General features: G+C 32.6%; 9 protein-coding genes and 3 rRNA genes. 11 read left to right on the forward strand and 1 reads right to left on the reverse strand.

The genetic code is table 4. The features are described 5' to 3' along the window. The first annotated feature begins 459 nt into the window (after window positions 1-459). From AAHF53_RS00840 to AAHF53_RS00870, 7 genes are all read left to right on the forward strand, one after another. Window positions 460-1,984, forward strand: a 16S ribosomal RNA gene (locus AAHF53_RS00840). Between the two features lie 210 nt (window positions 1,985-2,194). After that, window positions 2,195-5,114 (forward strand): 23S ribosomal RNA (locus AAHF53_RS00845). A gap of 73 nt (window positions 5,115-5,187) precedes the next feature. Then, window positions 5,188-5,294 (forward strand): 5S ribosomal RNA (gene rrf / locus AAHF53_RS00850). Together the 16S, 23S and 5S rRNA genes form the textbook arrangement of a ribosomal RNA operon. 105 nt (window positions 5,295-5,399) lie before the next feature. Next, complete coding sequence (locus tag AAHF53_RS00855; protein WP_342189896.1) at window positions 5,400-6,008, forward strand: hypothetical protein; 609 nt, start codon at window positions 5,400-5,402, stop codon at window positions 6,006-6,008. Between the two features lie 67 nt (window positions 6,009-6,075). Then, window positions 6,076-6,639, forward strand: a complete 564-nt coding sequence (locus AAHF53_RS00860; RefSeq protein ID WP_342189897.1) for a hypothetical protein — start codon at window positions 6,076-6,078, stop codon at window positions 6,637-6,639. A 209-nt stretch (window positions 6,640-6,848) separates the two neighbouring features. Then, a complete protein-coding gene (locus AAHF53_RS00865) occupies window positions 6,849-7,367 on the forward strand; it encodes a hypothetical protein (RefSeq protein WP_342189898.1) in 519 nt (172 codons plus the stop codon). Between the two features lie 107 nt (window positions 7,368-7,474). Continuing rightward, on the forward strand, window positions 7,475-7,816 hold the full coding sequence (locus tag AAHF53_RS00870; RefSeq protein ID WP_342189899.1) for a hypothetical protein: 342 nt from the start codon (window positions 7,475-7,477) through the stop codon (window positions 7,814-7,816). Between the two features lie 509 nt (window positions 7,817-8,325). Here AAHF53_RS00870 and plsY read toward each other — a convergent pair. Then, on the reverse strand, window positions 8,326-9,021 hold the full coding sequence (gene plsY / locus AAHF53_RS00875) for a glycerol-3-phosphate 1-O-acyltransferase PlsY (RefSeq protein WP_342189900.1): 696 nt from the start codon (window positions 9,019-9,021) through the stop codon (window positions 8,326-8,328). Window positions 9,022-9,255: 234 nt separating this feature from the next. Here plsY and AAHF53_RS00880 point away from each other — a divergent pair, with 234 nt between their 5' ends. From AAHF53_RS00880 to parC, 4 genes are all read left to right on the forward strand, one after another. Further along, on the forward strand, window positions 9,256-9,801 hold the full coding sequence (locus tag AAHF53_RS00880) for an alpha/beta hydrolase (RefSeq protein ID WP_342189901.1): 546 nt from the start codon (window positions 9,256-9,258) through the stop codon (window positions 9,799-9,801). A 79-nt stretch (window positions 9,802-9,880) separates the two neighbouring features. Then, window positions 9,881-10,180 carry an alpha/beta hydrolase gene (locus tag AAHF53_RS00885; protein WP_425289523.1) on the forward strand — a complete coding sequence of 100 codons (300 nt, stop codon included), beginning with the start codon at window positions 9,881-9,883 and terminating at the stop codon, window positions 10,178-10,180. 30 nt (window positions 10,181-10,210) lie between these two features. Further along, window positions 10,211-12,130, forward strand: coding sequence for a DNA topoisomerase IV subunit B (gene parE, locus AAHF53_RS00890; RefSeq protein WP_338968691.1), 1,920 nt, complete (start codon window positions 10,211-10,213; stop codon window positions 12,128-12,130). 18 nt (window positions 12,131-12,148) lie between these two features. Then, window positions 12,149-14,674 (forward strand): DNA topoisomerase IV subunit A, encoded by a 2,526-nt coding sequence (gene parC / locus AAHF53_RS00895; RefSeq protein ID WP_342189902.1) that lies wholly within the window; start codon window positions 12,149-12,151, stop codon window positions 14,672-14,674.

The following is a 14,674-nucleotide window of genomic DNA, read 5'->3' on the forward strand; positions in this document are numbered from 1 at the left end:
TGCATTAGTTAAGAGTTAAATAAAACCTATTAAGGTTTTACTTTTTCTGTAAGATGCTAAACAAAAATTTTTGTTGTTGCTTTTCTTTTATTAAAATGATACCTAAAATATGTAGTTTAGTTTTTTAAAAATATTTAATTTATATCGTTAAATAGTTAAAATTTGTGGTAATATATATTTACGGTTTTGAAATACTCCGAGGATATATATTGAATTTAATTGATTAAATATTGGTTTAAAAGATAATTAGAATTATTTTAAAAAAAGTTTAAATTTATGTTGACATTTATTTCCAAATTCAGTATTATCTTAAATGTACTAGTAATTAAGTCGTTAAACTTCTTACTATTACAAAATGATCTTTGAAAACTAAACAGAACAATCTGTCAATCTGATGAGTTATGAAACAAACAATAAAAATTGAAAACATTACTATAAAATGTTTTTTTATTTTCACTTTTTAATGAGAGTTTGATCCTGGCTCAGGATTAACGCTGGCGGCATGCCTAATACATGCAAGTCGAACGAGAGTGCTTGCACTCTAGTGGCGAACGGGTGAGTAACACGTATCTAATTTGCCTTTTTGAGGGGAATAACCGTTGGAAACGACGGCTAATACCGCATAGGTTATCGTTAGGCATCTAATGATAATTAAAGGTGCATTTGCACTACAAAAAGATAAGGATGCGTTGCATTAGTTAGTTGGTAAGGTAATGGCTTACCAAGACGATGATGCATAGCCGACCTGAGAGGGTGAACGGCCACACTGGGACTGAGACACGGCCCAGACTCCTACGGGAGGCAGCAGTAGGGAATTTTTCACAATGGGCGAAAGCCTGATGGAGCAATGCCGCGTGACTGATGAAGGCCTTCGGGTTGTAAAGGTCTGTTGTAAGGAAAGAATAGTAAGAATAGGAAATGATTCTTATTTGACGGTACCTTACCAGAAAGCCACGGCAAACTATGTGCCAGCAGCCGCGGTAATACATAGGTGGCAAGCGTTATCCGGATTTATTGGGCGTAAAGGGTGCGTAGGCGGTAATATAAGTCTAAGGTTAAAGATCGAAGCTCAACTTCGATTCGCCTTGGAAACTGTATAACTAGAGTACAGGAGAGGTTAGTGGAATTCCATGTGTAGCGGTGAAATGCGTAGATATATGGAGGAACACCAGTGGCGAAGGCGACTAACTGGCCTGTAACTGACGCTGAGGCACGAAAGCAGGAGTATCAAATAGGATTAGATACCCTAGTAGTTCCTGCCGTAAACGATGAGTACTAAGTGTCGGCTTTAATGTCGGTGCTGCAGCTAACGCATTAAGTACTCCGCCTGAGTAGTATGCTCGCAAGAGTGAAACTCAAAGGAATTGACGGGGACCCGCACAAGCGGTGGATCATGTGGTTTAATTCGAAGCAACGCGAAGAACCTTACCCAGACTTGACATCCAGTGCAATGCTATAGAAATATAGTGGAGGTTAACACTGAGACAGGTGGTGCATGGTTGTCGTCAGCTCGTGTCGTGAGATGTTGGGTTAAGTCCCGCAACGAGCGCAACCCTTATCATTAGTTGCTAACATTTAGTTGAGGACTCTAATGAGACTGCTAGTGCAAGCTAGAGGAAGGTGGGGATGACGTCAAATCATCATGCCCCTTATGTCTGGGGCTACACACGTGATACAATGGTCGGTACAAAGAGTCGCAAACTCGCAAGGGCAAGCTAATCTCAAAAAGCCGATCTCAGTTCGGATTGAAGTCTGCAACTCGACTCCATGAAGTTGAAATCGCTAGTAATCGCGGATCAGCAATGCCGCGGTGAATACGTTCTCGGGTCTTGTACACACCGCCCGTCACACCACGAGAGTTGGTAATGCCAGAAGTTCGTATCTTAACAGTTTACTGAGAGAGCGACCCAAGGTAGGATTGACGATTGGGGTGAAGTCGTAACAAGGTATCCGTACCGGAAGGTGCGGATGGATCACCTCCTTTCTATGGAGTTTATATTTATAAACTAATTACATTAGATTTTAACAAATAACTTTGGTTGAGGATGTTCTGTTTAGTTTTGAGAGATTATTTATCTCTCAAACGCAATATGAGAAATTACACTGTAATTTCTATGAGCATTGTTCTTTGAAAACTGGATATAAACATTTATTTTTATAATTGCAATAGGTTTTTCTTTTGACAAAGAAAAATTAGTAAGTTAATAAGAGCATATAGTGGATGCCTTGGGATTAGGAGCCGATGAAAGACGTGACTACCTGCGATAAGCCTTGGGGAGCTGGAAGTAAGCTTTGAGCCAGGGATTTCTGAATGGGGCAACCTACTATTCTTAATCGAATAGTGTCATATGATGAATACATAGTCATATTGATGGGATACCTAGGGAAATGAAACATCTTAGTACCTAGAGGAAAAGAAAGCGAATGCGATTCCCTTAGTAGCGGCGAGCGAACAGGGAACAGGACAAACCACTCTTCGGAGTGGGGTTTGGACCATCTATATAGAGTTTTAGAAAATTTTTTGATAGTAGAAATCGCTGGGATGCGATGCCATAGAGAGTGAAAGCCTCGTATACGAAATTGAAAAGTCTCTTGATGGGATCCAGAGTACGGCGAGACACGAGAAATCTTGTCGGAAGACGCGCAGACCACTGCGTAATCCTAAATACTACCTAATCACCGATAGTGAACCAGTACCGTGAGGGAAAGGTGAAAAGTACCCCGAGAGGGGAGTGAAATAGTATCTGAAACTATATGCTTACAAGAAGTCGGAGCTCGTTAATGAGTGACGGCGTGCCTTTTGTAGAATGAGCCGGCGAGTTACGATTATATGCAAGGTTAAGTGGAAAACATGGAGCCGTAGTGAAAGCGAGCCTTAATAGGGCGTTTAGTATGTAGTCGTAGACCCGAAACCAGGCGATCTAGCCATGAGCAGGTTGAAGTTAAGGTAATACTTAATGGAGGACCGAACCAACGTTCGTGAAAAGACCGTGGATGACTTGTGGCTAGTGGTGAAATTCCAATCGAGCCTGGAGATAGCTGGTTCTCCCCGAAATAGTTTTAGGACTAGCGTCAAAATTAGCGTAACGGAGGTAAAGCACTGAATGTATGATGGCCCCACCTCGGGGTACTGAATGCAATCAAACTCTGAATGCCGTTTTTGTATGTTTGGCAGTCAGTCTGTGGGTGATAAGGTCCATGGACGAGAGGGAAACAGCCCAGATCATCAGTTAAGGTCCCAAAATCAATGCTAAGTGTAAAAGGATGTGGAATGACTTAAACAGCTTGTAGGTTGGCTTAGAAGCAGCCATCCTTTAAAGAGTGCGTAACAGCTCACAAGTCGAGTTATTTTGCGCCGAAGATGTACCGGGGCTAAGCATTGTACCGAAACTATGGATTTTAAATTATTTTAAAGTGGTAGGGGAGCGTTCTAAACGGGACGAAGGTAGATCGTAAGGACTACTGGACTGTTTAGAAGTGAGAATGCCGGCATGAGTAACGATTGAAAGTGAGAATCTTTCATGCCGTTTGACTAAGGTTTCCTGGGCAAGGTTCGTCCACCCAGGGTTAGTCGGGACCTAAGGCGAGGCCGAAAGGCGTAGTCGATGGACAACAGGTTGATATTCCTGTACCACCATGGTATGGAATGGAGTGACGGAGAAGGCTAGGATATCCCGGTTAATGGATTCCGGGCTAAGCGCAAAGAGGGTCATTTAGTAAATTTTATGGCATAACCTTGAAGCGTTATGGGGAGTGAAAGCTTCGGCAAGTAGCGAAGAGTCTGACGCCACGCTTCCAAGAAAAACTTCTACTATTAACTATCATGGTGCTCGTACCGAGAACGAACACACGTGGTCAAGGAGAAAATCCTAAGGCAAGCGAGATAACTATAGCTAAGGAACTCTGCAAAATCATCCCGTAAGTTAGCAAGAAGGGATGCTCATATAAGTAATTATGTGAGCCGCAGTGAAGAGGCCGGGGCGACTGTTTAGCAAAAACACAGCTCTCTGCTAAGTCGTAAGACGATGTATAGGGGGTGACGCCTGCCCAGTGCTGGAAGGTTAAGAGGATGGGTTAATAATTTATTATGAAGCTCAGAATTGAAGCCCCAGTGAACGGCGGCCGTAACTATAACGGTCCTAAGGTAGCGAAATTCCTTGTCAGGTAAGTTCTGACCCGCACGAAAGGCGTAACGATCCCGGCGCTGTCTCGGCTATAGACTCGGTGAAATTTTAGTACCTGTGAAGATGCAGGTTACCCGCAACTAGACGGAAAGACCCCGTAGAGCTTTACTATAACTTGATATTGATTTTTGATCTAATATGTACAGGATAGGTGGGAGACTTTGAAGTAGATACGCTAGTATCTATGGAGTTAACCTTGGGATACCACCCTTATTATTTTGAAAATCTAACCTTATTCAGTTATCCTGAATAGGAACAGTGTCAGGTGGGTAGTTTGACTGGGGCGGTCGCCTCCTAAAGAGTAACGGAGGCGCCCAAAGGTACCCTCAGTATGTATGGAAATCATACGCAGAGCGCAAAAGTAGAAGGGTGCTTGACTGTGAGACTTACAAGTCGAACAGGAACGAAAGTTGGGTTTAGTGATCCGGCGGTCCTGAGTGGAAAGGCCGTCGCTCAACGGATAAAAGTTACCTCGGGGATAACAGGCTTATCTCCCCCAAGAGTTCACATCGACGGGGAGGTTTGGCACCTCGATGTCGGCTCATCACATCCTGGAGCTGAAGTTGGTTCCAAGGGTCGGGCTGTTCGCCCAATAAAGTGGTACGTGAGCTGGGTTTAGAACGTCGTGAGACAGTTTGGTCCCTATCTGTTGTGGGCGTAGGAAGTTTGAGGAGATCTGTTCTTAGTACGAGAGGACCGGAATGGACCTACCTCTGGTGCTCCAGTTGTCATGCCAATGGCACAGCTGGGTAGCTATGTAGGGAATTGATAAGTGCTGAAAGCATCTAAGCACGAAGCAAACTTCAAGATGAGACTTCCCATCCAGAAATGGAATAAGACCCCTTAAAGATTATGAGGTTGATAGGTTGGGTGTGTAAGTATGGTGACATATTTAGCTGACCAATACTAATAGGTCGAGGACTTACTTTATTTTAAAAGTAATTCCTATTGTTGAAAGTCTAAAATAATGTTTATGTCTAGTTTTGAGAGAGCAATCTCTCTATCTGGTGCCTATAGCGGCGTGGCCACACCTGTTCCCATTCCGAACACAGAAGTTAAGCATGCCAGCGCTGACGATACCTTCACGGGGAAAATAAGACGGTGCCAGATTTTTTAATTTATTAATTCACTTTTTTTATTAAAAATATAATACAATTATTATTAACTATTGAATAATATTTTTAATAAAAAAATGTTAATAAGGTGTTGAGATTAATGAGTCGCAAAGTATCTAATACATTAATAGTCATTATTATTGGCTTTGTTATGTTTTCAGTTACTTTGGGACTTTTATTAAGTTATGTTAATTTTAATCCTATGACTTATAACATTAAAACTGATAATGTTAGTTGTAATATTAAAGGATTAGAAATTTCCGAACAAATTGTTAATGATTCAATTCGTAAAGAAAATTCTTTATTAAATTCTGATGTTTTTCAAGAATTGAAAATTGCTCAACAAGAACGAGGCGCAAAAGGTGAAACTAATTTTGTAATTCGTAATTTAACAAAGTATGATGTCAAATTTTTACGAAATTGTGAGGCAGTACTTTTTAAAAAAGCTTCTTTAAAAAGTACTGAAGAGTTTAATAAAGTTAATAAAAGTTTAACTAATTTTAAAAGTTTTGATGCATTACAAAATGATTTTAATAATACAAAATTGAAATCATCTATTAATGTTGATATTAGATGAAATGAATTATTGGATAATCTTAATAATAGTGATAAAATAATGATGAAAGCTGAGTTACTAAAGTTTTATAATACATTTGCCCATTATTATGATAAAGATAGTATTTTAAAATTATTATTTATTATTATTTAAAATTAATAATTTTAATAATAATACTGTTGCGGTTACAAGAGCAAATATTGCTCGTTTATGACAATATATGGTTTTTTCTAATAATTTTAATAATTATGAAAATATTAGAGATCAATTTGAAAATGGATATTGGTCAGCAAATAATATTACAACCGTTATTGTTCATGAATATGGTCATGCGATTGAAAACTTTTTAAATTCATTATTCCATACTAGAAGTAGATTTAATAGTAATTATTATCCTTGTGAAGATAAAAATTTAAACCCTTCAATAGGAATGTGTTGAAAATATTATGCTAATGCTTGTCCTAATAATAGTACTGTTTCATCTTTAAAATCCTTTAAAAATCGTAGTGATGAAAAAAGAATTCAAACAGCTAGTGATTATTTAGTAGAATGACTTGCCCATCAAATTGGTATTGAAGAAATTATGCAAAACAGATTATTTGCGTGGTCTATTATTAGAAGTAATTATGGTCGAACTAATAGTTTGCGAGAACTTTTTGCTGAAGCTTTTTCACAATGATTATTAACAGAAGAAGAATATAAAACGGTAATGTGAGAATTACTAAATAAGTTTTTTACCCAATTTTTACCTAAATATGATCCGCTTGAGTCGCCTTCTTATTAAATTTGTTTGGTAACTGTGATATAAGAAATTATGAAATTAATTACACTTTTTGATTTTTAGTTTCATTTTTAGTTAGAAATATTTATAAAATTTTATGAATGTTTATAATGACATTATTACTAATTTGCAAAGGAAGGTGATAAATGAAATAATAGTAATTTTTTAATTCTTAATATTTTTAAATATTAATAAAATTGAAAGGAATATTAATGATGAGAGGTCATTTTTTAGGATTTGCTAGCATATTTATAATGGGTTCATCTATTAATATGCTATATCCAATTATTAATAATGAAATAACAGAAAAATTATGTAAAGTAATAGGATTATCAAAATACAAAGAAGTTATTAAGAAACAAATTGTTGATGAAATTAATTATCTACCAACTTCATCGCAAATTGATGCTGTTATTAAATTTTATAATAAATTGTATGTTCAAGGAATTATTAATATTATTGAGGATAATAAGAAATTAAAAATTGTTCATAATATTTCATTTAGTGAGGAATTTAAATCTTCTTATATTGGGGTTAATAAAATTGATTTTTTTTGGTGAGGATTTAATTTTTATCTTGATGAGTCAATTGTTAAAGGTATTTCTATTGGTGGCATAATAAATGGTGGTTTTCAAACGATTGTTGCTGCTCTTAGTAAAAGTATTATTAGGAAGTGCAGCAGTTGCCCCTGCATTGCCGATAATTGCTGCGACCTTATTAATTCAAGGTAGTATTATGGCGGAAGTTAGTAATGGATGTGGCACAGGTGCTACAATGTCATATTTTTTGCCAGGTATTTTAGTAAATTATTGAGCTCAACCATGTTAAGGAGTAATTAATGGATGCAAAATTAAAACAAGAATTAATGACTCAATATACTAGTAAAAATAAGTTATTAGTTTATAAAATGATTTTATTTTTTATTCTTTTTCTTCAAGGATTGTTTTTAATTTTAGCGATAATTTTCTTGGTATATAATTGAATTTCCATTGCTACGATTTTTGGAATTGGTCTTTTAATGTTACCATATGCTTATTATTTATTTAATCGTTTATATAATCAATATTTTTATGGTTATCGATGCTATTTACAATTAGAAAATAATTCTCAAGTTAATGTTGAAGATTTAGTTTTTTTTAAACATTATCGTTTTAGAAAATGAAAAAAGAAAATTTTATAGATAATAATATATTATAATAATGCTAGAAGTTTCTAGCATTATTATTTTGTTTAAAGAATTAAATCATAAAATTCATAAATTTTGATTTTATTTTACTTTTTCCAAAATTTTATAGATTTATCATTGAGAATTATATTTTTTTATTATATAATTAAAAAATAAGTTAATACCATTTATTTATTAGAATAATGCATAACTAATAAATAAAATAACTTAGGATGACTTACCTATTAGCATTGAAAAATAGTCAGTTTTTAAATATTTTTAGAAACTATAGCAGTTTGGGAATGTGTTCTGCAATAAAAAAATGATTAAGGTTTAAACTTTGTAAAGTTTAAACCTTTTTACTTTACTTTATTAATAAAACAAAAATGAGGATTTAAATCATTTGAATAAGAATGATAAAAAATAACTTCAATAAAGAGTGTGAAACTAACAAATTTTTATGTTTTAATCTTAAAAAATAAAAAAATGCTCTGCTAAAATTTATTGGCAGAGCATTTTTTGTGTTATTTTTTATTACTAAATTGTTTTTCTTGTCCAGTAAAAATTCGATAAATATTTTGATAGTGTCGTAAAATAACAATTAAAACAATCAAACCAACAATTAATTGCGTTCAATAATTAGGCAATAAGTATGAAAAAAATAACTCGGAGTGATTAATTCACATATTTACAGGCAAATTGTTTATTTGCGTAATTCAAGAGCAACAAAAAATAGATATAGCACATATTAATGAGGCAATAGAAACAATGCGAATAGTTAGAAATATTGTTCATCATACAATAGTTGCAATAATGAAATAAATTGGATTAAGAAAAAGTGTAAAGCCTAAAAAGGGTCCAACACCTTTACCACCTTTAAATTTATGATAAATTGGCAAGCAATGTCCGAAAACAGCAAAAACAGCACTAATATAAACTGAGCTTTCACTAAGAGTAAAGCTTGGTGAATTAATTAGTGATAGTAATTTTACAATTGCTAAAACAAGACCAATTTTTAAACCATCTAAAATAAGAATAATTAAACCAAATTTGGTTCCCATAATTCTGGCAGCATTAGTAGCACCGGCATTTTTGGAATAATGGTTACGGACATCAGTTTTAAAATAATATTTACTAATAAGAATTGCTGGTGATAGTGAACCAACTAAATAACCAATAACACATCCCAAGGTTGTCATAATGATTGATGCAGTACTCATATAATCATCTCTTTTCTAATATTAATTATTTAATATTATATTACTATTATAAGGTATATAAGGTAATTTTATTATATTATTGTTTAATTTAAAATTTATTGCTTAATTTATAATATAATCATTATATATGGCATAATTCTTATAATAGTTTTAGTCATCAGATATTCAAAGTAACATTATAGAAATTAAGTTTTGTACTTAAAGTAGTAATTTTAGAAAAGGAAGATGGAAAAAATGCAAGAATTAAAAATTTTATCGTTTGATAATAATGAACTTCATTTATATATATGAGATCAAGTCATTAAACCTAAAGGGGTTATGCAATTAGTGCATGGGTCAAGTGAATATGCTTTTCGTTATGATGAATTTGCTAAGTATTTAAATGCTAATGGTTGAATCGTTATTGGTAATGATCTTCGGGGACATGGAAAAACGGTTACTGATAAAGACCACTTAGGATTTTTTAGTGTTAAGGATGGTTGAGATAAGCTGGTATTAGATTTAAAAGTAGTGAATGATTATATTGTTCATAATTATCCCAAATTAGGAATTACAATGTTAGGGCAATCAATGGGTTCATTTTTAGCGCGACATTATGCAACATTATACTCTTATACTATTGAATCATTAGTTATTTGTGCCACAACTTGAAAATCAAAAATGCAATTATGAACTGGTAAATTTATTGCTAAATATTTACAAAAACGACAACCATTACATTCTCCTAGTAATTTTATTAATAATTTAACTTATAAAAAATTTAGTAAGAAAATTATTTAAAAAAGATAATGATTTAGCTTGACTAACTCGTGATAAAAATATTCAAGAAAAATTTAGAAATGATCCCTTAACGGGACAAATATTTACTGCTAGTGCTTTTAAAGATATGTTTACAGGTTTATTGTATATTATGAAAAAGAAAAATATTATTAAAACTCGGAAAACTTTACCAATATTTTTTATTTGGGGAATGAGTGATCCGGTTGGTAATTTTGGTAAAGATGTTGAAAAAACTGCAAGAAAATATCGTCAATATGGTTTTAAAAAAACAAGCATTTTATTATATTCAGGAATGCGTCATGAAATTTTAAATGAAATTGGTAAAGAACAAGTATATCAAGATATTTTAAATTTTATTAATAAGTATAATAGTAAATAATAATTAACAACAATAAAGGGGTGAATTAAAATGCTAAATACCTATGATGAATCTTCAATTCAAGTTCTTGAGGGATTAGATGGTGTTCGTAAACGACCGTCAATGTACATTGGGTCAAAAGATAGGAAAGGGTGGCATCATCTCGCATGAGAGATTTTTGATAATTCGATTGATGAAGCATTAGCTGGATATTGTAATGAAATTAAGATTACTATTAAAAAAGATGATTCAATTATTATTGCAGACAATGGTCGGGGGATTCCTACGGGAATGCATAAAAAAGGAAAATCAACACCAGAAGTTATTTTTACAATGTTACATTCTGGTGGTAAATTTGATGGTAATAGTTATAAAACATCAGGTGGTTTACACGGTGTGGGGGCATCGGTTGTTAATGCGTTAAGTGAATTTTGTTATGTAACAATTTATCGTGATAAAAAAATTTACGAAATTGGTTTTAAAAATGGGGGTCATTTAGCACGACATTTAAAATTAATTGGTAAAACAGTAAAAACTGGTACTGTAGTTCATTTTCGCCCTGATAGTACGATATTTAATAATTTTAAGTTTTCATATTCAATGATTTGTGAGCGAGCTCGCGAGTCAGCATTATTAATTAGTGGTTTAAAAATTATTGTTGTTGATGAACATAGTAAAAAAGAAGAACAATTTTGTTTTACTAATGGCTTAGAAGAATTTGTTAAATATTTAATCGCTGATGAAAAAATTATTAGTCCAATTATGCTTTTAAAAGGTGAAATGGATAATGTTCAATTAGAAGTGGGGATGCAATATAGTAATGCTTATAGTGAAAATATTATTAGTTTTGCTAATAATGTTAAAACTATTGATGGGGGAACCCATGTTGTTGGTTTTCGTACTGCCATAACGAAAGTTATTAATGATTATGCTAGAACAGAAAATCTTTTAAAAGAAAAAGAAAAAAACTTTGAAGGTAGTGATGTTCGTGAAGGATTAACAGCAGTTATTTCGGTACGGATTCCTGAAAATATGATTCAATATGAAGGACAAACTAAAAGTAAATTAGGAACTAATGAAATTAAAAATATTGTTGATAATATTGTCACTAAACAATTTTCTTTTTGATTACAAGAAAATAAGACTGTTGCTTATGAAATTTTAACAAAGATTATTAAAACTAGAGAAGTAAGAGAAGCTACAAGAAAAGCTCGCGAACAAGCAAGAGGACAACGACAATCAAAAGGTTTAAAAGACCGAATGTTAATTGGCAAGTTAGCGCCAGCGCAAAACCGGAATCGTAATAAAAATGAATTATTTCTTGTTGAAGGTGATTCGGCTGGTGGTACTGCGAAAATGGGGCGAGCGCGAAGTTTTCAAGCCATTTTATCTTTAAAAGGGAAGATAATTAATGCTGAAAAATCTAATTTAGCAACATTATTAAAAAATCCTGAAATTAATATGATTACTAATGCTATTGGTGGTGGCATTGGTGAGCATTTTGATTTAGATGATGTTAATTATGATAAAATTATTATTATGACCGATGCTGATGTTGATGGCGCTCACATTCAAATTTTATTATTAACTTTTTTTTATCGTTATATGAAGCCTTTAATGGCTGCGCAAAAGATTTATTTAGCATTACCACCGTTATATAAAATTAGTAACAAAAAATCTAATGAAATTAGTTATGCTTGAAATCAAAAAGATTTATATAAGCAATTAGAAAAACATACTAAAAGTGAAATTCAACGCTATAAAGGACTTGGAGAAATGAATGCCGATCAATTATGAACAACAACAATGAATCCAGAAACTAGACAACTAGTGCAAGTTACTATTGGTGATCGTCATAAAGCTGAAAAAAAGATTATTACTTTAATGGGTGATGATAGTGATAAACGCAAAAAATGAATTGAAGCTAACATTAATTTTACATTAGAAGATAATTTTGTTATTGCTTCATAAAATGAAAGGAGGAATGAAATGAAAAGTAACAGAAATAGTGTGGTTCATGAATTAGATGAAATTGTTGCTGAACGGTTTGGTTTATATGCGAAATATATTATTCAAGAACGAGCATTGCCTGATGTTCGTGATGGCTTAAAGCCAGTGCAAAGAAGAATTTTATATGCAATGAATAATTTAGGGTTATTTTTTGATCGGCCTCACAAAAAATCAGTTCGGGTTGTTGGTGAAGTAATTGGTAAATATCATCCGCATGGTGATGTTCCCATTTATGAAGCAATGGTGCGAATGGCGCAACCTTGAAAGTTAAGAGTACCACTAATTGATGGTCATGGTAATTTTGGTTCCATTGATGGTGATTCAGCAGCGGCAATGCGATATACCGAAACGCGTTTAAATGCAATTTCTAAGTATTTATTACAAGACTTAGATAAAAAAACTGTTGGTTGAACCCCTAACTTTGATGATTCAGAAACTGAACCGACAGTATTACCAGCGTACTTTCCTAATTTGCTTTTAAATGGTTGTATGGGTATTGCTGCTGGTTATGCAACCAATATTCCGCCTCACAACTTATCGGAATTAATTGTTGCCTTAGTTTATCGTCTTAATAATCCTGAATGTTCATTAAAAGAAATTATGAAAATTATTAAAGGGCCTGATTTACCTACGGGTGGTATTATTCAAGGACGGGATGGAATATTAAATGCTTATAAAACTGGTCGTGGTAAGATTATTATTCGTAGTAAAATGGAATTACAAGGGACACCGCGTCATCGAAAATGAGTTATTAAGGAGTTACCTTATGAAGTTGTTAAAAGTGATTTAGTAACGCGAATTGCGGATATTAAAGAAGAACAAAAACTTAGTGGTATTAAGGATATTATTGATTTAAGTGATATGTCAGGAGTTCATATTGAAATTAATTTACAACAGGATGCTGATGCCGAGACAATTCGGAAATATTTATTAAAACATAGTAATTTACAAGTATCTTATAATCTTAATATGGTTGTTCTTGAAGATAACAAACCAATTTGTGCGGGGATATTAAACTTATTAGATGCTTATTTAAAACATCAATTTGATATTGTTCAAAAAAGAACTAAATACGATTTAGAAAAAGCGATTGTTCGTTTAGAAATTGTTAGTGGTTTAATTAAAGTTACAACAATTTTGGATAAGGTTATTGCTACGATTCGTAAATCAACTGATAAGGCTAATGCTAAGAAAAATTTAATTAAAACTTATCATTTTACGGAATTACAATCAGAAGCTATTGTTTCGTTACGATTGTATCGTTTAACATCAACTGATGTTAATGCTTTAAAAGAAGAGGAAAAATCTTTACAAAAAGAAATTAGAACTTGACAAGAAATTATTAAGAAAAAAGAAAAACAAAAAGCTTTGATTATTCAACAATTACAAACTATTTCGCAAGAATTTAATTCGCCACGAAAAACAGTTATTGAGAATATGGTGGAAGAAATTATTATTGAAAAAACAGAAATAATTAATGAAGAAAATATTTTTGTTACGATATCGCGTGATGGTTATATTAAAGTTATTAATGAAAAAGTAGTTGCTAAACAAGATATGAAAGATTATGGCCGAAAACCTTTAGATATTAATGTTGCTTCATTATCAACTACTTCATTAAGTACTTTATTACTGTTTACTAGTCAAGGTAATTATTGTATTGTTCCTTTACATAAAGTAAAAGAAAGTCGTTGAAAGGATATCGGACAGCATGTTAATAACTTTTCAACAATGACGGGTGACGAAAGAGTTCTTGGTGCGATATTAATTAATGATTTTGATATTCAAGACCAATTTGTTATTTTAGCAACTAAGTTAGGATTTATTAAAAGAACTGTTATTAGTGATTTTAAAGCAACAAGAATATCTAAAGCTTTAAAAGCGATTAATTTACAACCCAATGATGAGGTTGTTGGTTTTGATTTAAGTAATGGTAAAAAACAAGTTATTTTAACAACTAAAAAAGGTTTTGTTGTTAGATATGATGAAAATGATATTGCAATTATTAGTGCCAAAGCTAAAGGTGTTAAAGCGATTAATTTAAAAGATGATGATAAAGTTGTATCATTAAATGTTGTTAATGATGAGCATGATAGTTATGTTTCTTTTACTACAGCGGGGGTTAAAAAAATTAAAATTAATAATATTCCTTTACTACATCGTCCAGCGAAAGGGGTTCATTCTTTTAAAATAACTAAAACTATTATTCCCTATGTAATTACATCGTTTGTAATTCCTAATAATAGTAAAGTTCACATTTTAACTAAAAATAATACGATTGAAAATTTTGCCATTAATAAAGTTCATTATGGTCGTTTATTAGAAAGTGTTAGTTATTTTTTAGAGGATGTTAATGTAGAATGAATTCAAGATGACCGTTATTATGATTTAAGAAAGCATAATTTACAATCAGCATCATTAATTTCTTCTTTAAAAAAGGATAAAAAAATATCTAATGCTAATGATCAAATATCATTATCAATGGACGATATTTTAAATGATTAA

It is taken from the genome of Spiroplasma endosymbiont of Dilophus febrilis (assembly GCF_964030685.1).
Taxonomy (GTDB): domain Bacteria; phylum Bacillota_I; class Bacilli_A; order Mycoplasmatales; family Nriv7; genus Nriv7.